Origin of the sequence: uncultured Methanobrevibacter sp. (assembly GCF_900316895.1) — an archaeon.
Lineage (GTDB): Archaea > Methanobacteriota > Methanobacteria > Methanobacteriales > Methanobacteriaceae > Methanocatella.
In genome coordinates this window covers 80,020-102,362 of sequence record NZ_ONER01000001.1, presented here as the reverse complement: position 1 = coordinate 102,362, position 22,343 = coordinate 80,020, and the positions used below count along the sequence as shown (strand labels likewise).

Below are 22,343 nucleotides of genomic sequence, written 5' to 3'. Positions count from 1 at the left end.
TTTAAAATGACCGATTATTGCAGTAAATGCGGCGAAAAATTAAAGGAAGATGCATTGTTCTGTGCCAATTGTGGTGAAAAAGTTCCAAATAAGCAGAACAGATTTTCAAACAAGCACATACTGATTATACTAATTATTTTTGTAATTTTGGCTATTTTTTTATCAGCTACTTTTTTGCTCAACCAGACACAAACTGTCAAGGTTGACAATGTCGAATTTGAAATCCCTGCCGATTATGTTTCAGAACCGTTGAGGACTGATGTCAATTATGACGGAAACGTCAAATCAAGCGCAATGGGCTGGAGCAATAAGGACAACTACATTGAAATTGGAGTTACAAGAACTCCAGGAAAGGGAATAAACAGTCAAAAGGTTGCAGAGGATTTGGGTGGAACACCTACCAAAATGTATGGATATACAGGTTATTATTTGGAATATGAAAATGAGGGTTATGCATTTGTCTTTGGAATAAAAGATGAAGTATGCATGGTTTATGTTTCAAATTATGATGTTTTTGATGACATCAAGGTTGTAGGTGCGGTTTGAAAAATAAGTGAAATTGGGAAAATCAATTCCCAAATCTAACGATATTCATGTTTGAAGTTTTTGTCATATAGCTTGGATGCATTAAAGTCACCGGGGTCTAGGACATCTCCCACCACAATCATTGCAGTCTTTGTAATATTGGCATCTTTAACTTTTTGTGCAATATCTGCGAGGGTTCCTCTAATTATTTGCTGGTCTGGCCAAGTTGCCTTTTTGACAACTGCAACTGGAGTTGTTTCCTCGTAACCTTCAAGCAGTTCATCGACAACCTTATCAATCATTCCTATGCCCAAAAAGATGCACATGGTTGCATGATGCTTTGAAAAGCTTGCAAGACTTTCACCTTCCGGTTTTGGAGTTCTGCCTTCTGGACGTGTGATAATGACGCTTTGTGAAATCTCAGGTAAAGTCAACTCGGCTTCAAGAACACTGGCAGTACCGAATAGGGAACTTACTCCTGGAATGATTTCATATTCTATGTCGTGCTTTTTAAGTTCGCGTATCTGTTCGCCTATGGCTCCGTAAATTGATGGGTCACCGGTATGAACACGGGCAACCAATTTGCCTTCGTTAACTGCTTCAGTTATTATTGCATCAGTTTCTTCCAAATTCAAATAAGCGCTATTGTGAATTACGCATTCATCTTTTGCAGGGCATAAAACATTTTTGTTGACAAGTGAACCTGCATAAATAATTACATCAGCTTTTTCAATTACGTTTCTTCCTTTGACGGTGATTAAATCAGGATCTCCAGGTCCTGCACCAATAAAAACAACTTTACCTTTCATAATATTATTTTTAATGAATATATTATTTAATAATTTGGTATCAAAATTGACTTTGATTTGGAGCAAAGTTTATTAATTTCTAAAATAACTAAAAAATATGGACAATAAAGGTTTTATTTCAATAGAATATCTATTTTCATTATTCATTCTTGTCATTATTGCTTTAGGAGTGTTATTTTATGCATCATCCACAATTGAATCAAGTTTAAATATTGAAGATGCTGTAACTCATAGGCTGATTTTGGATGATGTGGCAAATCAAATCAGTCAGGTAAACTCCAATGGGGTAGGATACTCAAAATGCATCAGGCTGCCGTCGGATAAGGGATATTTTGAGATAACAGTTGAAAGAAACAGTTTGACTATGGAATATGGCGATAAAAAGGGAGAGACACTGATGATGTTTGCAAATCTGGATTCTGAATATAAATTAATCAGTGGAAAAAGTTATCTGATAACAAAAACCGATGAGGGAATTGTGATATCATGATGGATGATGCTGGACAGATTTCAGCTGAATTCCTGTTTTTATTCGGCGTTTTAATATTGATTGTCACGCTGTCAATAGTTTTTGTAGCCAATGAACAGGAATTGAATATTGCAATGGCTGCAGCTCGAAATGGCGTGAATGAAGGTATTGCAACTTCATCTGGTGCAATCTATCCTGAAGATACGTTTCGGGATTATTCAGCATCAAAAACAAGCTTGCTGTATCCCTATTCAGTTAAAATAATCAATGTTTCATATAGCGAATTGGGTCATGACATAAACTATGACAAGAAGAGAATACAGTTCAAAGTGTATGCCAAAACATCTGAACGCTTCAGCAGCTCCGAACTGGTTTCCATTGGGGACAGGATAAACTATAATTTGAGAAAATCCATTGCAGTCAGCTTTAACAGTACCTCTTCAACGAATAAATTGTACAATCCGGTATTTTCTCCCCATTATGTCTACACAACCGCTAATGTTAAATGGATTTAGGTATATAGTATAATTATGAATAGGTATGAAAAAGGTAAAAAATGCATTGAAGGCATTCAAAACAAGTCAGTTGAAGAAATATTTAAGGAATTGGATGATATCGCTCCGGACTTGTCCAGATTTGTCATTGAATATCCTTATTCTGAGATATACACCCGTGAGGAAGTTGACCTGAAGACTCGTGAAATCTGTACAGTTTCAGCTTTGACAGCTCTCGGAACTATTCCTCAGCTTAAAGAACACATTAATGCAGCATTGAATGTTGGAAACACTCCAACAGAAATTGTTGAAATCATGATGCAGATGAGTGCCTATTGCGGATTTCCAAAGGCAATAAATGCAGTAATGGCTGCTAAAGAGGTATTCATCGAAAGAGATTTGCTTTAGGTGTATAATGTATCTTGATGATATTGACATTTCGGAAATAAATCCTGACAGGGTATGCCTCAATTGCAAGTATTGGCAAACGGTCACACAATTTGATGGTCCCGCTCAGGGGGTGGTTTGCCGCCTGGGAAATGGCCGTACAAATCCTACGGACACCTGCAGCCAATTCATGCCGAACAGCACATTTGACAGCCTGCAGGACCCGAACAAATATCATGACAAATCACATAAGTTAAATGTATTCAAGAGGTTTTAGCATGACTTTTAATGCAATCGCATCCAAACTGCAGGATGAATTGGCTGATATAATCAAGTCCGAAAAGGAAGTAAATGACTATGAACTGATTGTCTACAAATATGTATTCATTTCAGAGCTGAATGTTCCCTTGTTTGAAGAGTTGGAAGTTGAAATTAATGAGGATTCATTTGTTCTCCATATCATTCCGGATGATTTGGAATTTGATTTATTGCGCGATTTGGATGATGCATTCGATAAGTTTACCATTACATTTTTGCCGAATTCATATAATCTTTTAAAATTGAACTTCAAATTAAGTGATTGAATGTATAATGAGGAAGAAAAGCAACAACTGATGGATGATTTAATTGAAATGGAAACATTCAAGGCCGATGTTGGCGATGAGGGAAAAATACTGCAAAATGATTTGAAGGAGTACTTCATCAACGGCAATGGGGATAAGGAAGACTTGATATTCAGACTGGAGTATTATCTCTATGCCTTCAAACTGTTCTGCCGAAGGTCAGTGAAAATAGACAGGAATCAATTCATTGTTTATTTAAACGATTCTTTTTTGGATTATCATTTGATAAATCTTGTTAAAAATGATTTGGATGAATTTGAATTGGAAATAGAAGCAGTTAAAGAAAATAAGGATGTGCTGATTAATCTGAATTTCACACTTCATTTCTAGATTTTAAAAATTTTTAGAGCATTGTTGGTGGTAATCTCATCAACGGTCTCAACATCCATATCCTTTATCTCGGCAATTTTATGAACTGCATTGACGACATTTGCAGGTTCATTTCTCTCTTCTTTTGTCATTGCCAGATAGGGGCTGTCAGTTTCAGTCAGGACATAGTCAAGATCTATCTTTTCAATCAGGTCCTGATGGTGTTTGGAATAGCACAGCATTGTGGAAAAGCTCATTGCGCAATTGTCCATGTTCATGATCTTTTTGGCGGTCTTGAGGCTTCCTCCATAACAATGAAAAACGAAATAAGGGATGTCTTCATATTCTGGAATGATATTTACGGCTTTTTTTTCACAATCCCTGACATGCATAACTATTGGGACCTTGTACTCGTTTGCAAGTTCCAGAAATCCTTTGAATATTTCCTGCTGCCTTTCACGCATTGCCTTGTCTGTAACGTAAAAGTAATCCATTCCGACTTCGCCGATTGCTACGATGTCATCAAGGTATTTGGAAATATTTTCATGTGCTTTTTTAATGTCTTCTTCTGTGGCGTTTTGTGAGCTTACCGGATGAAAACCGAAAGTAGGGTATATGAAACCTTTGTAATCTTTGGAAAGTTGCAAAACATCCATATTGCTGTCATTGCTGTATCCTGAAACGATTACATGGTCAAGTTTGTCTTTGGCTCTTTTAATGACGTCCTCACGGTCATCATCAAAGTCTTTAAAATCAATGTGGCAATGGGTATCAATCATTGTCTAAACTCCAAATCTTCGTTCACGCTCTTGATATGACCTGATTGCTCTTATAAAATCAACTTTCCTGAGCTCTGGCCATAATGTTTCACAGAAATAGAGTTCTGAGTAGGAAGATTGCCAAAGTAAAAATCCGCTTAAGCGCTCTTCACCGCTGGTACGGATAATTAAGTTAGGGTCAGCCAGTCCTTCGGTATAAAGGTTTTTGCTTACAAGATCCTCATCAACATCATCAACAGTGATTTCGCCGGATTGCACCTGCTCAATAATCTTTTTGAAAGAATCTATGATTTCCAAACGTCCATCATATCCAATAGCTATGTTAAATAATCTTTTTTCGTATTTTGCAGTTGCATCTTCAGCTTCCTTGATTGCTTCACGAACGCTTTCCGGTATTAGCTCGGTTCTGCCGACCACTTTTACTCTAACTTCATTTCTATGTATTTTTTCATGGTCCACTAATCTCTTGAAGTTTGTTACAAAGAGATTCATCAGTCCTTCGACTTCATGCTGTGGCCTGTTGAAGTTTTCTGTTGAAAAGGCATAAACGGTAATAATTTCAATTCCAAGCTCAATACTCCAGTCAAGAACTTTTTCCAATGTGTCCACACCTATTTCGTGACCTTTGACAACATCTATGTTTCCCTGAAGTTTGGAGTATCTCCTGTTTCCATCCATAATTATAGCAACATGTTTTGGCATCTTTTCCGGTTTTAAATTACGAGTAATGTACCATTCATATAATCTATAAAGTATGTTTTCTGCCATGTTCATCACTTATTTTGATAATTCATCAGCTAAAATTAAACTACGGACATAACCATCAATGCTTTGATCTCTACTTGTGTCAATGTAAATCCTATCGATGCCGAATGTTACAGCACCGTGGCTTGGCCATGAATTTAGAAGAACAAGTGTCCTGAAAATTATGTTTCCCACTCGTCCATTAGGAGCAATGATAATGTTGGATTTGCTGTTTATGGCTTTTTCTATAAGAATAAAATAATTCTCAACATCTTCTGATGTATTTTCCTGTATCATTTTTGTTAGTTTTTTGCTGTCGATTATTGAATTTGATACTTCGCTGCCTCTTCCAAAGTCATCTTCTCTTCCTTCAGCCAAAACTGCAATTTTAGGTTTTTTACCTACTTTTTTAAGAAAATCAATACAATTCAGTACAATTTCATATTTTTCATCGACAGTATTACCCTCATCAATTCCAACGGGAGACAATAGAAATTCATGTCCATTTCCATTAACATATGTTGCTCTTGATAAGTTTGGGTAATGCTGTTTGAGATATTGCATAATATTGGAAGCAGGAAGTGATCCACGAACTACTGCCGCAATATTGTTGTCTAAGACAGCTTTTATCAAGTCATCATCACTATATATTAGTCTTATATCCGTTTTTGGGTGTTTTTCTTTGAAAATATGACAAGCTTGAATAATATTTTCGTTTTCACCAACACCAATAGCTATTGTTTTCATTAATTTAATTATATGTGTTTTATTATAAATTAAACTTTTCTAATTTAGGATGTATTGTGAAAAATTTTTAAGGTGTTAAGTTAAAAATATTATTAACTTGTGGGGATTTTCATGACTGGAAATATTAATGATTTGTCAAGGTATAGTCAGTATGATACAGAAAAATTGGATTTGATAAAAGAGGTTTTAAGGGAGTTTAAACCTATTGATATGGTTAAATGTTATTGTCGGGAAATTTCATTCGATGAGGATGCCATACTGGAGTCCTCCATGGACATGGACATTGATGATGATAAAGTGCCTATGGAGTCTCGTCCCGGTGAGTTGAGGAAGGAAACAAAATCTGTATTGAAGGTTATTCCGTTTTCTGAACCCAAAAAATATTGCCCCGAATGCGGTCGTGAATATCCGAAGGAAGAAGTTGTCTGCCCTGACTGTCTTGTTCATCTTAAAAAGATTTCTGATAAAGTAGACGTTTGTGATATCAAATCAGAGCCTAAATTCATTTTTAATGGACAAAACAGTTATGAGTCCTTTGAGGATTTGCTAAATAAAGGAAATCTCTTAAAAATTAATGAATTTGACTTTACAATAGATGATTATCAGATTATTCTGCATGATATCAAATCCCAGGCATTTTTGAATTTCAATAAGCTGGTTAAGGAAAATGAAATCGACTTTGATGAGTTGGACATCCTCGAAAAGATAATACTGTTTGCAAAATCCTTTGTAAAAGTTGATTATAAATCATCCGGAAGTCAGTTGGGCTATTTTGAATCAGATGTCATATCCATTGATGACAGGCAAACTGATTCCCTTCAAATCACTACATTGATTCATGAGCTGTCCCATTTTTTAATTCAGGAAATACTGATTCATATCCTTTGCAAATTATTGGATGCAACTCGAAATTCATTAACCGAGTCATTGCTTACCTTCATATTGTCCTATGCTCATTTCACCCAATTGATTGATGAATATGCCGCCCACAATGTCGAGGGAAGATTTACCATTTTCGGTTTTCAGGATTACTCTTCATTTACCCAAATTGAGCAAAGTATGGATGGGGAAATGACTGCAGAAGAAATTGAAATCACCAAATCGATTGGAAACACATTTGCCCTATCCATCAAGGAGATACTCGAATCCCTTATTGACAGGCAAATGCGTGAGGAGATAAAGGAACAATTTTTAAAAGATGTTATGGAAAGGCCAAATTACAGGGCTTTGGAAATGGAAAACTGCCAAATTCTTAATGATGAAGGTTTTATTAAGGCCATTTGGCTGATTTTGAATGATGGCTGTGAAGTTGCCGCTTCAAACATCGACAAGTTGCTTTCCATTCTATGAGATATTTCAATCTCTTAGAAAAGGACTTATATTTTAACGACTAAACTAAATTCATGAATGTAAAGGACAAAATTTTAAACCTAAATCAGGAACATACAGGTAACAGTGCAGACATTAACGACCTTCTTTTAACAATTATAACCAAATTCCAATTATTCGAGCCTTGCTCTTACTTGTCCGAGGACGACGAATGGCTGAATGTCAGCTTGATATCAATTGAGGATAATAGCGTCGGCCAGGCATTGACCATCCGCAAAAGTGAGATTACCACATTCGGAATTTTCAACCGTGAGGAAATCGAGCTTAATTTTGCTCCTCAAAATGAATCAGAGGATCTCTACCAATGAAGGAAATTTTTCTTGATGAAAACTTTGATGTTGATGATGTGACCTCACAAATCACCGGAATCATGGACAGGTGGTCCATTCAGCTTTTAGACATTAACGGGCCTAATTGGGTAATATATGACTATGACATGGAAGTCAAATATCTGTTTCAGTTTCAGGTAGATTTCAATGATTTGGAAATTCGCATAAAATTAGAGGATTTGAAACTGAATGTGATTCATCATATAGAATCTCTGAGGGATGAAACAACATATAGGGATAATCTGACAAATTCTGTGTTCATAAAATAAAAAAAAGAAAGAATTAAAATTATTTAATTCTTGTATTGTAGTATCTTACACCATCTGTATCGTAGGTATACCATCTGTCAACTTCAACGTCATAACCTTCTCCGATTACGGTTACGTATGAATCGGTTTGAGGGTTATATACTCTTGCAGTCGTATTGTTGGTATTATTGTCGTTTCTTGGTGAATTATCTCCAACAACAGTGTTGTTTGAATCTTTACCATCCTTATCAATCATAATGACATTTGTGTCATTAACGGTTGTATTTGTGGTATTGTTTTCAACAGTAACATTGTTCACTGAATCTTGACTGTTGGTGGTGACCATGTATGCTCCAATTGCTAAAAGTGCAATTACTAGAATTCCTATAGCAATTAAAATGATATTATTTTTTTCCATTGTTTATCACCTTACAGATATATTTGTCCAAACTAGTATATATTAATCACTCACATCATAATCGTCAATAACCTGATATGTAAACTGAGGATGTTTTTGTTTAATTTCTTCTAGAATTTTGTTTTTAACCTTTTCCCTATCAGCATCGAAATCAACAATCATGTCAAAGGTTATGAGTTTTTGAGTCTCATAAACTATAAAACCATGTATTTCAATGATTTCTTCGTATTTTGAAGCGATTTCATATAAATCATTGCGAATATCATTAAATTTATTGTTTCTTGCATATATTCCAACTGTCAGTATGATTGAGAATTCCTCATAGATTTTAATTGAAATTTTACGGGTCAAATTGTGGATTTCCAATGCAGTCAGGCTGTCATCGACTTCAACATGAACAGATCCCTGCATGTCTTCCGGCCCATAATTGTGCAAACTCAAATCATAGGCTCCATAGACTTCAGGCAATTCACATATTGAGTCTTTAATTTTTCTTGACAATTCAGAATCCACCCTTGCGCCAATCATGCTGTCAAGTGTTTCCCTTATCATGTCGATACTTGCTTTGATAATCACGATTGATATGATTACACCTAAAATTCCCTCAAGTGAAATGTGGAAAAATATTGAGATTAAAGCCGCAACCAATGTTGACAGAGATAATATGGAATCAAAAAGAGCATCGCTTCCGGAAGCCACAAGAGCTTGTGAATTGATGTCTTCACCAACACTCTTTACATATCTGCCCAATGCAAGTTTCACAACTATTGCAACTGCAATAATCACAAGTGATACTGTTGTGTAATTTGTAACATCCGGAGTAAAGATCTTTGGCCAGGATTCCATAAATGCAGTGATACCTGCCCATAAAACGATAGCTGCAATAATTACGGATGAAAAGTATTCTATACGCCCATAACCATATGGATGATTTTTGTCAGGGGGTCTGTTTGCAAGCTTTGCTCCAATTATGGTGATGATGGAGGAAAGGGCATCGGTTAAGTTATTGACCGCATCCAAAGTAATTGCGATGGAATTTGTAACTATTCCAACAAATGCCTTGAATGCAACAAGAATGAGATTGACTATAATGCCAATTACACTGGTTTTAATGATTTTTTCTTGTCTTGTCATATATAAAAATTTATTTTTGAATAATTTATACTTTTTTTACAATAGCTTTAAATATACTTAATATTAAATTAATTTAAAAGGAGGCATTTTATGTCAGTATATGATTTTGAAGTTAAAGATGGTGACGGCAATACTGTTTCACTATCCCAATACAAAGACAAAGTACTTTTAATAGTAAACTCAGCAACAAAATGTGGTTTTACACCACAATACACAGAATTAAACGAAATATACGCTGAATTCAACGAACAAGGCTTTGAAATTTTGGATTTCCCATGCAACCAGTTTGGAAACCAGGCACCGGGAACAACTGAAGAAATCACTGAGGTCTGTCGCTCAAAATGGCTGGTGCCATATACAATCTTTGAAAAAATCGATGTCAATGGTGAAGATGCATCTCCATTATTTGAATATCTTAAAAATGAACAGCCATTTGTTGGCTTAACTGGTAAAGGTGCGGGAAAACTTAAACTGGTTGTTAAAATGATGGATAGACATTACAAGGACAACAATGATATCAAATGGAATTTTACCAAGTTTTTAGTTGACCGTGAAGGTAATGTTGTGCGCAGATTCGAGCCAACAGAAGATTTAAATGATGTAAAAGAAGCTATAAAAGCTCTTTTATAATCTTTTTTTTAATATATTTTTTCAAATTATTTTCTAGGAATTCAGTTCTCTATATTAATGTTCATTTTCACTAACTATTATTAACTATGAAGTACAAAATTATATTTACATAATAAAGGTGCAAGCAAATGTATAAGAAAATATTATTACCTACTGATGGTTCAACCTATGCAGATCAAGAAGTTGAAAGAGTTAATAATTTACTTGCTGAAGATGGTGAAGTAATTATTTTATCTGTTGCGGGTATATTAACATCTAGCGCTTTTCAACCTAGAAGAAAGGTTAAAAAAGCAAATGAAAAACTCAAAAAGGATGCTAAAAGATTTGTAGATAATATGGCTGCTAAATTCAGTGATGATATAAATGTTACAAAAATGGTTGTAACAGGTTTTCCTGCTGAAAAAATCAAAGAAGTTGCAGATGAAGAGGATGTCGACTTGATTATAATCTCTGCATCCGGTAAAAGCGGACTTCACAGATTAGTCCTTGGAAGTGTAGCCGAAAAGGTACTTAAAAACTCTGACATTGATGTATTGTTAGTTCACAATAATTAGGTGGAATATGAACTCAAAAACTATCATAACTGTGGTTGTTATAATTTTAATAATTCTCATTGGTGGATTTCTATTTGTCCAGGCCAATTCTCACAATACCAAAGTGGATGTGACCAGTAATTCCACTCTTAAAAATGGAGATGCGGTTCAGATAGTTCTGACTGATGAATATAGGAACGTTTATCCTGGAGAGTCAGTTCAAATTAAAATTTTGGATGAATCTGGTTGGGCAAATTACTATGATGTGGTTACTGATGATTCTGGTGAAGGATCAGTTGTGCTGTCCACATTTGAAAACGGGAATTATACAATTCATACAAATTATAACGGAACTTTATTCAATAAACCTTATCATGGCGTAGATGCATTAGTAATCGATGATGGATATTCAAATTACGATTACTAATTCTATTTTTTTTCATGATAAATTAAGTTAAAATCTAATTTTTACAAATTTTAAATGATTTAAAAGGGCTTTTTTTCTTTAAGTATTAATAATATAAAAAACAAATAAACTATAGAATAATAAATTATTTTATCAATTTTATCACAGAGGATATTATGAAGGATTTAAAATTTAAAGAGCCAATACTTGTTACAAGACCGTTATTGCCTCCAATCGAAGAATACGAAAAAAGACTAAAAGAGATTTGGGACAATAATTGGATAACTAATTATGGGCCGTTAGAACGTGAATTCCAGGAAAAACTTAAAGATTTCCTTGATGTAAAAAATATTGAATTTTTTGTAAATGGTCATGCCTCATTGGAAGTGGCTATAAAAGCATTGGGCTTAACCGGAGAAGTCATTACAACTCCATTCACCTTCGCTTCAACCACTCAAGCAATTATTAACAATGGTTTAACCCCCGTTTATGCAGATGTGGATGAGGAATATTATAATCTTGACCCTGACAATATTGAAGATTTGATTACTGATAAGACTTCCGCAATCATTCCTGTCCACGTATTCGGAAATCCTTGTGATGTTGATAAAATTGAAAAAATTGCTAAAAGGAATGATTTGAAAGTAATCTATGATGCTGCCCATGCCTTTAATGTTAAGATAGACGGTAATCCTATCGGTTCCTATGGTGATATCAGCATGTTTAGTTTCCATGCAACAAAGGTGTTCAATACTATTGAAGGCGGAGCATTGATGTATGATGATAATGATTTAACTTATAAATTTAGGTCAATTAAAAACTTCGGAATCACTCCCGATAATGAGGAAGTGCAATTTTTAGGCGTAAATGCCAAAATGAATGAGTTTGAAGCAGCAATGGGTTTAATCAACTTGGAATATGTTGAAAGCGCAATTGCCAAAAGAAAGATAATTTATGAGAAATATTTGGAATGCCTGTCAAATCTTGAAGACCAGGGCAGGGTTAAAGTTTTAAGACCTAAAGACAATGTCGAATATAATTATGCATATTTCACAATTAAATTGAATACATTTGATGAAAAGGATCATTTATTTAATAAATTGCCTGAATATAATGTTTACGCTAAAAGATATTTCTATCCTCCATGCAATGAATTTCCAGCATACGATTTTGAAAAAAATACGCCAATTGCCAAAAATGTCAGTGATACAATCCTTTCATTACCTTTATATTTGGATTTGACTGTTGAGGATGTTGAAAAAATTTGTAAAATCATTGAAATCGAATTGAAATGATTGTGGTGTTTTATTCATGAGTATCAAAAGTAAGGGTAAAAAAATTGCTAAAAAACTCTTAAATAAGTATTTCAGCTATTATTCAGTGCCTACCGTTGAGTTGTCTTTACAGGATGGAAATATAATAGTCAAAACAACCAAAAGGGTCATGCCAAATTCATTCATTGAAATTAAACACAGGTCAAGTGGTAAAAGATTGTTGCGTAAAGTAAAATCTTCAACTGCCGTGTTTGAAATTTCTGAACTGGTGGAAATGACTCAAAGCGGAGCATTGGATTTTTATTTTAAATTCAAATCAAATGATTTGTTCTATAAAAAGAGGGTAAAGTTCATTCCTTCAAACCAATTCTTTAAGGCCATATCCAGAGAAAAGCATCTGGTATTAAATTCATATAAAACAAATTTCGGGAACCTGTCAATAAAAATTGATGATATAGATTTTGATTATAATATTACCCATTTGGAGAGCATTGATGATAATAATATCCTGATTAAAGGGGATTTTGAAGTATTAAATGATGATATTGAGAATATTGACAGGGTTACGATCATGGCAAATCATAGGCTGGACAGTCAAAGTAACATTTTCGACATGAAATTCAGCCCTGATGAATCAAATAATAAAAAATATACTTTTGAAGGAATAATCGACAAAATAAATAGTTCAGATAAATCAATCCTTGATTTAAGAATGGATTTTTATCTGAGACTTTATGATGATGATATATATTATCAGTCTTTAATTGTTTTATCAACATTCAAATACTTTGAAAATGATGAAGACAGATTCCTGATTAAACTTGATGTTGACGGCAATGTCTATTCTTATTACGCTACTGAAAATAAACATTCACTGGCATTATGGATTACAACCGAGGCGGCTTGGTGGAGATCATATACAATTGCATGCGGAAGAACAATCTATGAAGAGGCTTCCAAAAACAGAATAGATGAGAATATGATTTTCTTTGAAAGCTTTTTTGGGAATGCATATAGCGGTAATCCAAAATATATTTATGAAAAAATGCTTGAAATGGGTTTGGATAAAAAATATACTTTTGTCTGGGCATATTCAGGTGAAAATAAAGATATAATTCCTGGAAATCCTATAATTGTTGATAGATTCCAGCCTGGAGACTACTACAAATACCTCGCATTGTCAAAATATTGGGTAAATAATATCATATTTCCAATTCACACAAAAAGGCCGGGCAATGTTTATTTACAGACCTGGCACGGTACTCCACTTAAGAAATTGGGTTTTGACATTACCATTCCTGGGCCCGAAGTTCAGGGCAGACAGAATTTCTTCAATGAGTCCAGAAACTGGGATTATTTATTGTCTTCAAACACTTATTCTACAAAAATTTTTAAAAGGGCGTTTAAATACAATAAGGAAGTTTTGGAGTTAGGATATCCTATAAATGACATTTTCTTTAAGGATAATGATGAATTTGTCAAAGATTTGAAATCCAAACTCAATATTGATGAGAATAAAAAAATTATATTGTATGCCCCAACATGGAAAGATGATGAGAAAAATGACTCCTGGCAACATTACTTCAATTTAGAGATTGATTTGGAAAGGTTATATGAGGAATTTTCCGATGAATATGTAATCATTTTAAAGATGCATCATTTGGTATCTGAAAATCTTCACATTGATGAGAAAATGAAGGATTTCGCTATTGACTTGTCAAGTTATGATGATGTTCAAGAGCTGTATATCCTGTCAGATATTTTAATTACTGATTATTCCTCTGTATTCTTTGATTACGCACATTCAAGAAGGCCAATTCTATTTTTCGTGCCTGACTTAAATCATTATATTGAAAATGTTAGAGGATTATATTTGAATATGGAAAAGGAACTTCCAGGTCCACTTATAAAAGATAATGATCAATTAATTGACACTATTAAAAATATTGATGAAATCTCAAATGACTTTGCTGACAAGTATGACGAGTTTTATCAAAGATTTTGCAGCTTATGTGATGGTGATTCTTCAGAAAAAATTATTAAGAAAATATTCAATTAGGGTGTTTCGATGGGTTTAAAACAAAAATTTGCAAAGAAATTAATAAACAATAGCGGTTCACTTAAATATTATAAAAATCAGGTTGATGTTTTAACTAAAAAAGTTGAGAGACTTGAAAAAGCCAATGACTCCAATAATAGACTGTTTAATACAATCTTTCTTGATTATGAGTTGACTCCAAGTCCTTTGCTTCAAAGTTTCAGGGACTTGTCCTTGGAATTGTTGAGATTCATGGATAACGTATGCATGAAGTATGATTTGGAGTGGATGATTGAGGGAGGTACATTTTTAGGAGCTATCAGGCATGACGGTTTCATTCCATGGGATGATGATATGGACTCCGGAATGATGAGGGAGGATTATAACAAATTGGTTGATGTTCTTCCCGAAGAGCTTGAAAGAAATGGCCTTAAGGATAATATAAAAATCAATTTCAGGCAAAGAAACGCCTTTGTTGAAGGTGCAACTTCATTTTTACAGTTATTCTATTACAATACATTAAGTGGCGGAGGAGTTGATTTGACCGCACTTGATGTTTTCCCATATGACTATATGAAGCAATATAATGGTGAGGATATCGGTCAGAAGTATGAGGATGCGAGATTGAAATTCTATCATGATATTGTGGAAATTGGCGATTATGATGCCACAGTTGAAAGATATCATGAGAACATGGATCTGACATGGGATAGGACCAATCACATGCTGAATGGTGTAGAAGGTCCTCAAGGACCAAAAAGGATTTTAAAACTCAAAGTTTTTGAAACCGATAAGATGCAGCCATTTAAACGTGTTCAATTTGGTAAATATGAGTTCCCAGGTCCAAATGATAAGGATTATTATTTAAAAACTTATTACGGTAATTATTGGAATATACCTAAGGTCCTGACATTCCATCAAAGAATGGGAAGGCTCAGAAAATATCCTGGTATTGTTGAAATCTTTGAAAATGAGATTATTAAGTTTGAAGAGATTAATGATAATTTTGAATGATTTGTTGATAGTATGAAAAATGTTTTAGTGTTTCCCTGCGGTTCTGAGATTGGTTTAGAAATTCACAATGCTTTAAAATACAGTAAGGATTTTAAGCTGTACGGCGGCTCCAGTGTAGACGACCACGGCAAGTTTGTATATGAAAATTATATCCCAGACATTCCATTCATTGATGATGACGGCTTGTTGGACTTCCTGAATGAAGCTATTGAAAAGAATGGTATTGATTTGATATATCCTGCACATGATGATGTCGTATTGAAGCTTTCAGAACTCAAGGATGATTTGAAGGCCCATGTTGTTGTTTCAAATAGCAAAACATGTGACGTTTGCAGATCCAAAAGCAAAACATATAAATTTTTCAGGGAATTTGATTTCATTCCTAAATTGTATGACATTTCCAAAGACAGTTTCGATGATTTGGATCATGTCAGAAAGCAGACTGATGGGGAATTCCCAATTTTTTTAAAGCCTGATGTAGGTCAGGGAGCCAAGGGAGTTGCCATTGCCAATAATGTCGATGATTTGAAACATCATTTCACGGAAAATCCGGGATTGATTGCAGTTGAATACCTTCCTAATGAAGAATACACAATTGATTGTTTTTCTGCCAAAGGTAAATTATTGTACTGTGAAAAAAGGCAAAGGATTCGCGTAAAAGATGGAATTAGCGTAAATGCAATAACTGTTCAAACTGAAGAATCTATTAAAGAGATTGCAGAAATAATCAATTCAAAATTAACTTTTGATGGGGCATGGTTCTTCCAGCTTAAAAAGGATAAGAATAATCAGTATAAATTATTGGAAATCGCACCAAGAATTGCCGGAACAATGGCATTGCACAGAAATACAGGTATCAACTTTCCTCTTTTAACATTATATGCTCATTTGGGAATTGATGTTAAGGTATTGACCAATGAAAACAGGTTAACCATTGACAGGGCATTAACCAATAGATTTAATTATGAAATTGATTACGACAGGGTGTACATTGATTTTGATGATACTGTTTTTGTTAAAGGAAAAATCAACACCTTTCTCATGATGTTCCTGTATCAGTGTGTAAATGAAAGAAAGGAGATAATTTTAATTACAAAACACATTAAAGATATTAAAGAGACATTAAAAGAGTTAAAAATAGATATTAATCTATTTGATGAGATAATTACATTATCAAAAGAAGATGACAAATATAAATACATGGATAACGATGTATCTGCAATATTTATCGACGATTCATTTTCCGAAAGGATGGTTATTTCAAATAAACTAAAATTGCCTGTATTTGATTTGGATGCTATTGAATCATTAATTGATTGGAGAATGTGAGATTTATGACAAATGAATATAAATTATCTGTTGTTGTTTTAGTTTATAATACTGAATATTATTTGGAAGACTGTTTGGATTCACTTCTTAATCAGACATTGGACGATATGGAAATCATTTGTGTCAATGATGAAAGTACAGATAACAGTTTGAATATATTGAAGCAGTATGCCAGAAAATATGATAATATAACAATCATTGACCAAAAAAATCAGGGTGGGGCTGTTGCAGGAAACAATGGTCTTAAAATTGCAAAAGGGGAATATGTAGCAATTATTGATTCTGATGATATCGTTGTTGAAGACGCCTATGAAAAGTTATACAAAAAAGCAAAGGAGACTGATTCTGACATTGTTGCTGGAAAACCTGTCAAATATGTGAGCAGGTATCAAAGAGAAATCACCTATAAAAATAATATCTGGGATGAAGAGAGGACATTCACTGTCGACGAATTCAAAGAGATTTACTATGATGTTTTTTATTGGAACAAGATTTACAGAAGGGAATTTGTTGAAAAACATGATATTTACATGATTCCCGGAAAGATTTATGCTGATGTTCCGCTGGTTTATAGGGCATATTCCTTTGCAGACAAGATCAGCATTATCCCTGATGTCGTTTATTATTGGCGTAGACGTGCCCAAGAGGACATTATTGAAGGAAACAGTGACACATCAATCAGTAAAAGTTTACTTGACATACCTAACATGAAGGATAGGCTTTCTACATATTATTATGCTAAGGATTACTTTAAGGAAGCTGGAAAGGAACAGTATTTCAGTTATGTGATAAAGACATATCTTGAAAGATTCTTTTACCCTATAAAAGGTATTTTAAAAGATGAAAACTTTAAAAAGGCTTATTTAAGTGAAATTAAGGCCATTTTATCAGATATTGATGACATTTATGATAATAATCTGGAAATAAGATATAACCTGTTCTTTTATTTCATATTGAACGATATGGACAAGGATTTGGAAGATTTCCTAAACTTTGATTTGGATGAGCGTTCAACCGTTTATCGTGATGGAAAACTATATTGGAATGTTAAGTACTTCGACAATCCTGATTATAACATTCCTGACGAAGTGTTTGAAATTGGTAAAGCAGAAGATAATTTTATAGATATTGATGACATTTCAGCGGATTCCAAATATATCTACTTCAATAATATTAAATTGCCTCGGAATTTAAAAATCAATGAAGTTAAAGTCGCATTCATGGGATTGACAAAGAGGGATTCTTTAAGGGCGAATAATATTTTTGAATTTGGATTGGATGAGGTTGATGATCACATATATTCAGGAAAGGTAAATGTTGATGAGATAACAAACATCAACAATTATGACGTTCATTTAAAAGTGGTTTATGATGATGATTATGAAATATTCAGATTCAAGGAAAGATTTTTTAATAAGGAAAATAATGAAATAGTCGACTTGAATAAAAATAAAGATTTACTATTCTATTTCACATCATTAGGCAACTTTTCAATTACAAAGGGATACTGCAGGAATTTCTTTGATTACAGGGCGGATGGCCAATCAATGACTTTAATTCCTCATACTGACGGTGCAGCTATTTATAAAGTTGCTTTAAACTATAAATATGATAATGTTTATTTCTCTAAAAAGGATGAAAGTCCTAAAATCAGATTGCAGAATGAACTGGAATTGATTTGGAAATATTCTATTGAAGAGAATACCAAATACAATCTCAACATTGAAATTCATAAAAACAAGTTTAAATTAAAGAAAGATGCATTTGTTGACTTTGAAGAGAGGACTGTCGAATATAATGGTAAAAAGATTAGAATATTTGAAGATAATGATGGAAGTATAGCGATAATCTTAAAATGATTAATATGAGTGTTGAAAATCCTTTGGTTAGTGTAATAGTTCCGGTTTATAATACGGAAGAATATCTTGAAGAATGTTTGGATTCAATAATCAGTCAGACACTTGAAGACATTGAAATAATCTGCATTGAAGATAACTCCAGTGATGATTGTCTTAAAATTTTAAAGGAGTATTCTAAAAAGGATGATAGGATTATATTGATAGAAAATGAGTCTAATCAAGGACAATCAATTTCAAGAAATAAAGGTTTAGATATAGCTAACGGAGAATATGTGACTTTTCTGGATTCAGATGATAAAATTCAGGAAGATGCATATGAAAAACTTTATAAATTTGCAAAAGATTATGACCATGACTTGGTGGTTTTCAATGCCATTCGCTTCAATGATGAAGGTGTTGAATGGACTTGTGTATTACATTCCAAGGCAGGATATGACAAAACCTATTCAAAAACCAATATTTTTGAGCATAAGACTTTAATTTATGATACTAGTATGTCAAAATTCATAAGAAAGGATTTAATCGACGATTCAGGTTTTAAATTTTTAGAAAATATGTTATATGAAGACCTTTTGTTTTCAATGGAGCTTTTTTGTGCAAGCAAATGTTTGGGAATTTTACCTGATGTTAACTATTATTGGAGAGTCAGAACCAGTGAAAATTATTCAGTTACACAGAATGTTTTCAAGTTGAAAAATTTAAAGGACAGAATCACCATTTCAAAAAGAATATTGGATGTTTTCAACTCTTCGGAGAAAAACTCTTCTTTATTGGATACATTCTATAAAAAACTTGTTGAAATTGATATATTGCAGTATATTAATGAATTTGATAGGTGCGAAAAGGAATATATTGAGATAATGGACAATGATGTAAGGCCTTTTGCCGAAACTCTTCCAGAAGAATCCTTTACTAATCTGGAGGATATCGATAAACTGAAATATGACCTGTTTTTAAATGAGGATTTTGACTCATTAATCAGATTGGTTAGTTCTGAGCGTTCTTATAAGGATAAGATCAAGGAATTAAACGCAAAAAATAGAAATTTAAGAAAACAGGTTAATGAGCAAATCAGTATCAATGGCAGTCTGAAAAAGGATAATAAGAAGTTAAAAGATGAAATTAAATTAATCAAGACCACTCAGGGATGGTTTTCATATAAGACTAAAAACATTTATGAAAGGATTTCTAAAAAGATTTAATTTGGCGGTGTTAGGATGGGATACAATGATTTAATAGAAGAGATATCAGAATATTTTGCAGATAAATCCAAAGAAGAATTGGAAAATGAAGTATTTTACTCTAACCCTGAATTATTCAATGAAATCGCCAAATATAGGAATTTTGGAATGCCAAAGAGATATAGGAATGCCTGCAATAAGTTTCCCGTAAATGAAAAGCTATTCCTGTTTGAGAGTAATTTGGCAAAACAGTATACCGGTAATCCTAGATACATTTATGAAAGAATGCTGGAGCTATATCCTGATTACACTTATGTTTGGTCATATAATGGAGATAAAAGCATTATTCCCGGAAATCCGATTGTCGTTAAAAGGGGTTCAAATGAATTTTATAAATATTTGGCTCAGGCAGCAGTCATAATCAATAATACAACATTTCCTAATTGGTACCACAGGCCGGAAACATTTTATTTTCAAACTTGGCATGGAACACCTTATAAGCAGATGCATTGGGATAGGGAGAATAATACAAATCCTCATAAGCGTTCATCTCCTCACTTTTATGCAAAATCTACCGGTTGGAATGCATTATTAAGTCCGAATCATTATTCCACTCTAAAATTTCGGTCATGTTTTAAGTATAAGGGAAAGATTTTGGAATATGGCTATCCTGCAAATGATATTTTTTATAACGATAAGAAATATGAATCTAAAAGAATGGAAATCCGTAAAAAATTGAATATTTCCCAAGATGCGCTGGTTTATTTATATGCGCCTACATGGAGAGATGGGGGCCATATTGGTCATTCAATGTTTAAATTTGATTTGATGCTTGATCCGGTCAAATTTTTGGATAATGCTCCTGAAGATTCCATTTTATTGATTAGGAGCCATCATATGAGCGCATCATCTGATGCATTAGGTAATCTGGAAGGCAGAGCTATTGACGTTAGTGACTGGGATGATGCAATTGAGCTGATGTGTGCTGCAGATATTTTGATTACTGATTATTCATCCATTGTTTTCGATTGGTATTGCAGCAAAAAGCCTGTAATTTATTTTGTTCCCGATTTGGAAAGATATGAAAATAAAATTAGGGGAGTTTATTTTGATATCACTGAGGTGAATTGTGGCGTAATCTGTAAAAGTGAAGAGGAGCTGTATGAAAACCTGGATGTACGTGATGCTCCATTTTATGAGGATTTCTATAAGGAGTTCTGTGAATTTCATGATGGTTATTCTGCAGATAGGGTAATTGATTATTGCATTGAAAAATCTAAAGTTCCATTCAAATCTAAAGTTGATAAATTTATTCGAAAAGTCTATAAAAAGATTCATAAGTAATTATTGGTGTGAATATGAGTAAATATAAGGATTTACAGAAGAATTTTTCCAGATATTTGGGCGATAAAACTAAAAAGGATTTGGAAAATGAATTATTTTTAGATCATCCAGAATTATTCAATGAAGTCGCCAAATATAGAAGGTATGGTGTTCCTAAAGTATATAAGCAAGCCTGTAAGGAATACAAAACCGATGAAAAAACCTTCTTTTTTGAAAGTAATCTGGCAAGACAATATACTGGAAATCCAAGATATATCTATGAGAGAATGCTGGAACTCTATCCTGATTACACTTATATTTGGTCATATGACGGTGATAAAAGCATTATTCCTGGAAATCCCATTGTTGTAGACAGGGGGTCTGATGAATATTACAGGTATCTTGCCAAGGCTTCTGTTGTAATAAACAATACTCTCTTTCCCATTTGGTATTTAAGGGATGAAACCTTTTATTTGCAGACCTGGCATGGGACACCTTATAAAAAGATGCATTGGGATGTGGATTTGGAATATTTCAAAAAAGGTAAGACCGCACCTCACTTTTATGTAAAGTCTACCGGTTGGAGCGTGCTGTTGAGTCCAAATCACTACTCCACTGAAAGATTCAAGTCCTGTTTCAGATATACCGGTAAAATTCTTGAATCAGGCTATCCCGCCAACGATATCTTTTATGATAATGAAAGATATGAGTCTAAAAGAAATGAAATCCGAAATAAATTGAACATTGCTCCTGATACTTTAGTTTATTTGTATGCTCCTACATGGAGAAACAACAGGGACAATGCCTTAAGCCATTCAAAATTCATATTTGATTTGATGTTGGATCCGGTTAAATTTTTGGATAATGCCCCTGATGATTCTGTTCTATTGATTAGAACTCATCATATGAGCGTAATAAATGAATCTTTAGACGATATGGGTGAAAACGTCATTGATGTCAGCGATTGGGATGATGCAATTGAGCTGATGTGTGCTGCGGATATTTTAGTCACAGACTATTCTTCCATTGTTTTTGACTGGTATTGCAGCAAAAAGCCTGTAATTTATTTTGTCCCCGATTTGGAAAAATATGAAACTTTCATAAAAGGGGTTTATTTTGATATCAGAAAAGTCAACTGTGGCATACTCTGTAAAAGCGAAGAGGAGCTTTATGAAAACTTGGATGTTCGTGACGCTCCATTTTATGAAGAGTTTTATAATCAGTTTTGCTCAATTCATGACGGAAAATCCGCCGATAATGTTATAAACTATATTATGAATCGCAATAAGGTATCTTCTAAAAAAAGGATTAAGAATTTTGTTAAAAAGCAGTATAAATCATTTTTAAAATAA

The 22,343-nt window shown here is 33.6% G+C and carries 27 protein-coding genes; 21 read left to right on the top strand and 6 right to left on the bottom strand.

Annotated elements, in window-relative coordinates; all coding sequences use genetic code 11:
* Positions 1–546 (top strand): zinc ribbon domain-containing protein (locus tag QZN27_RS00455; RefSeq protein WP_296782338.1); only part of this gene is annotated, 546 nt, incomplete at its 5' end.
* 35 nt (positions 547–581) lie between these two features.
* On the opposite strand, the gene cobM is transcribed toward QZN27_RS00455, so the two are convergent.
* A complete protein-coding gene (cobM, locus tag QZN27_RS00450) occupies positions 582–1,334 on the bottom strand; it encodes a precorrin-4 C(11)-methyltransferase (RefSeq protein WP_296782337.1) in 753 nt (250 codons plus the stop codon).
* Positions 1,335–1,431: 97 nt separating this feature from the next.
* Here cobM and QZN27_RS00445 point away from each other — a divergent pair, with 97 nt between their 5' ends.
* Genes QZN27_RS00445 through QZN27_RS00420 form a run of 6 tightly spaced genes read left to right on the top strand, consistent with a single transcriptional unit; the run spans position 1,432 to position 3,637 of the window.
* Positions 1,432–1,824, top strand: coding sequence for a hypothetical protein (locus QZN27_RS00445; RefSeq protein ID WP_296782335.1), 393 nt, complete (start codon positions 1,432–1,434; stop codon positions 1,822–1,824).
* Positions 1,821–2,318, top strand: a complete 498-nt coding sequence (locus tag QZN27_RS00440; RefSeq protein ID WP_296782333.1) for a hypothetical protein — start codon at positions 1,821–1,823, stop codon at positions 2,316–2,318. Before QZN27_RS00445 ends, QZN27_RS00440 begins: the two co-directional genes overlap by 4 nt.
* Positions 2,319–2,333: 15 nt before the next feature.
* Positions 2,334–2,705, top strand: a complete 372-nt coding sequence (locus tag QZN27_RS00435; protein ID WP_296782332.1) for a carboxymuconolactone decarboxylase family protein — start codon at positions 2,334–2,336, stop codon at positions 2,703–2,705.
* 7 nt (positions 2,706–2,712) lie between these two features.
* Complete coding sequence (locus QZN27_RS00430) at positions 2,713–2,961, top strand: hypothetical protein (RefSeq protein ID WP_296782331.1); 249 nt, start codon at positions 2,713–2,715, stop codon at positions 2,959–2,961.
* Position 2,962: 1 nt separating this feature from the next.
* Complete coding sequence (locus tag QZN27_RS00425; protein WP_296782327.1) at positions 2,963–3,268, top strand: hypothetical protein; 306 nt, start codon at positions 2,963–2,965, stop codon at positions 3,266–3,268.
* Positions 3,269–3,637, top strand: a complete 369-nt coding sequence (locus QZN27_RS00420; RefSeq protein WP_296782314.1) for a hypothetical protein — start codon at positions 3,269–3,271, stop codon at positions 3,635–3,637.
* Here the strand turns inward: QZN27_RS00420 and QZN27_RS00415 are convergent.
* The 3 genes from QZN27_RS00415 to mtxX are packed head-to-tail and all read right to left on the bottom strand — an operon-like array spanning position 3,634 to position 5,886.
* Positions 3,634–4,395: a TatD family hydrolase gene (locus tag QZN27_RS00415; RefSeq protein WP_296782312.1), complete on the bottom strand. Its 762-nt coding sequence runs from the start codon at positions 4,393–4,395 to the stop codon at positions 3,634–3,636. The two genes, QZN27_RS00420 and QZN27_RS00415, sit on opposite strands and share 4 nt — an antisense overlap.
* Positions 4,396–4,398: 3 nt before the next feature.
* The gene (uppS, locus tag QZN27_RS00410) at positions 4,399–5,163 is read right to left on the bottom strand and encodes a polyprenyl diphosphate synthase (RefSeq protein WP_296782310.1); all 765 of its coding nucleotides are present in this window, start codon (positions 5,161–5,163) and stop codon (positions 4,399–4,401) included.
* A gap of 9 nt (positions 5,164–5,172) precedes the next feature.
* Positions 5,173–5,886, bottom strand: a complete 714-nt coding sequence (gene mtxX, locus QZN27_RS00405; protein ID WP_296782308.1) for a methanogenesis marker protein Mmp4/MtxX — start codon at positions 5,884–5,886, stop codon at positions 5,173–5,175.
* A 111-nt stretch (positions 5,887–5,997) separates the two neighbouring features.
* Between mtxX and QZN27_RS00400 the strand changes: the two genes are divergently transcribed.
* Genes QZN27_RS00400 through QZN27_RS00390 form a run of 3 tightly spaced genes read left to right on the top strand, consistent with a single transcriptional unit; the run spans position 5,998 to position 7,873 of the window.
* The gene (locus QZN27_RS00400; protein ID WP_296782306.1) at positions 5,998–7,236 is read left to right on the top strand and encodes a hypothetical protein; all 1,239 of its coding nucleotides are present in this window, start codon (positions 5,998–6,000) and stop codon (positions 7,234–7,236) included.
* A gap of 53 nt (positions 7,237–7,289) precedes the next feature.
* Complete coding sequence (locus tag QZN27_RS00395; protein WP_296782304.1) at positions 7,290–7,583, top strand: hypothetical protein; 294 nt, start codon at positions 7,290–7,292, stop codon at positions 7,581–7,583.
* Positions 7,580–7,873, top strand: a complete 294-nt coding sequence (locus QZN27_RS00390; protein ID WP_296782302.1) for a hypothetical protein — start codon at positions 7,580–7,582, stop codon at positions 7,871–7,873. Before QZN27_RS00395 ends, QZN27_RS00390 begins: the two co-directional genes overlap by 4 nt.
* 19 nt (positions 7,874–7,892) lie before the next feature.
* Here the strand turns inward: QZN27_RS00390 and QZN27_RS00385 are convergent, their stop codons facing one another.
* Both QZN27_RS00385 and QZN27_RS00380 read right to left on the bottom strand, forming a co-directional pair.
* Complete coding sequence (locus QZN27_RS00385) at positions 7,893–8,270, bottom strand: hypothetical protein (RefSeq protein WP_296782300.1); 378 nt, start codon at positions 8,268–8,270, stop codon at positions 7,893–7,895.
* Positions 8,271–8,312: 42 nt separating this feature from the next.
* Complete coding sequence (locus QZN27_RS00380; protein WP_296782299.1) at positions 8,313–9,404, bottom strand: cation diffusion facilitator family transporter; 1,092 nt, start codon at positions 9,402–9,404, stop codon at positions 8,313–8,315.
* A 90-nt stretch (positions 9,405–9,494) separates the two neighbouring features.
* Here QZN27_RS00380 and QZN27_RS00375 point away from each other — a divergent pair, with 90 nt between their 5' ends.
* The 11 genes from QZN27_RS00375 (at position 9,495) to QZN27_RS00325 (ending at position 22,343) form a co-directional block, all read left to right on the top strand.
* Positions 9,495–10,034 carry a glutathione peroxidase gene (locus QZN27_RS00375; protein WP_296782298.1) on the top strand — a complete coding sequence of 180 codons (540 nt, stop codon included), beginning with the start codon at positions 9,495–9,497 and terminating at the stop codon, positions 10,032–10,034.
* Between the two features lie 128 nt (positions 10,035–10,162).
* Positions 10,163–10,588, top strand: coding sequence for a universal stress protein (locus QZN27_RS00370; protein ID WP_296782296.1), 426 nt, complete (start codon positions 10,163–10,165; stop codon positions 10,586–10,588).
* A 7-nt stretch (positions 10,589–10,595) separates the two neighbouring features.
* The gene (locus QZN27_RS00365) at positions 10,596–10,994 is read left to right on the top strand and encodes a hypothetical protein (RefSeq protein ID WP_296782294.1); all 399 of its coding nucleotides are present in this window, start codon (positions 10,596–10,598) and stop codon (positions 10,992–10,994) included.
* A gap of 155 nt (positions 10,995–11,149) precedes the next feature.
* A complete protein-coding gene (locus QZN27_RS00360) occupies positions 11,150–12,268 on the top strand; it encodes a DegT/DnrJ/EryC1/StrS aminotransferase family protein (protein WP_296782292.1) in 1,119 nt (372 codons plus the stop codon).
* Between the two features lie 16 nt (positions 12,269–12,284).
* Positions 12,285–14,306 carry a CDP-glycerol glycerophosphotransferase family protein gene (locus tag QZN27_RS00355; RefSeq protein ID WP_296782289.1) on the top strand — a complete coding sequence of 674 codons (2,022 nt, stop codon included), beginning with the start codon at positions 12,285–12,287 and terminating at the stop codon, positions 14,304–14,306.
* Positions 14,307–14,315: 9 nt separating this feature from the next.
* Positions 14,316–15,299: a LicD family protein gene (locus QZN27_RS00350; RefSeq protein ID WP_296782287.1), complete on the top strand. Its 984-nt coding sequence runs from the start codon at positions 14,316–14,318 to the stop codon at positions 15,297–15,299.
* A 12-nt stretch (positions 15,300–15,311) separates the two neighbouring features.
* Complete coding sequence (locus QZN27_RS00345; RefSeq protein WP_296782285.1) at positions 15,312–16,628, top strand: ATP-grasp domain-containing protein; 1,317 nt, start codon at positions 15,312–15,314, stop codon at positions 16,626–16,628.
* A gap of 5 nt (positions 16,629–16,633) precedes the next feature.
* Positions 16,634–18,487, top strand: a complete 1,854-nt coding sequence (locus QZN27_RS00340; RefSeq protein WP_296782283.1) for a glycosyltransferase — start codon at positions 16,634–16,636, stop codon at positions 18,485–18,487.
* Between the two features lie 5 nt (positions 18,488–18,492).
* On the top strand, positions 18,493–19,689 hold the full coding sequence (locus QZN27_RS00335; RefSeq protein ID WP_296782281.1) for a glycosyltransferase family 2 protein: 1,197 nt from the start codon (positions 18,493–18,495) through the stop codon (positions 19,687–19,689).
* 15 nt (positions 19,690–19,704) lie between these two features.
* Positions 19,705–21,012 carry a CDP-glycerol glycerophosphotransferase family protein gene (locus QZN27_RS00330; RefSeq protein ID WP_296782276.1) on the top strand — a complete coding sequence of 436 codons (1,308 nt, stop codon included), beginning with the start codon at positions 19,705–19,707 and terminating at the stop codon, positions 21,010–21,012.
* Between the two features lie 14 nt (positions 21,013–21,026).
* Positions 21,027–22,343, top strand: coding sequence for a CDP-glycerol glycerophosphotransferase family protein (locus QZN27_RS00325; protein ID WP_296782274.1), 1,317 nt, complete (start codon positions 21,027–21,029; stop codon positions 22,341–22,343).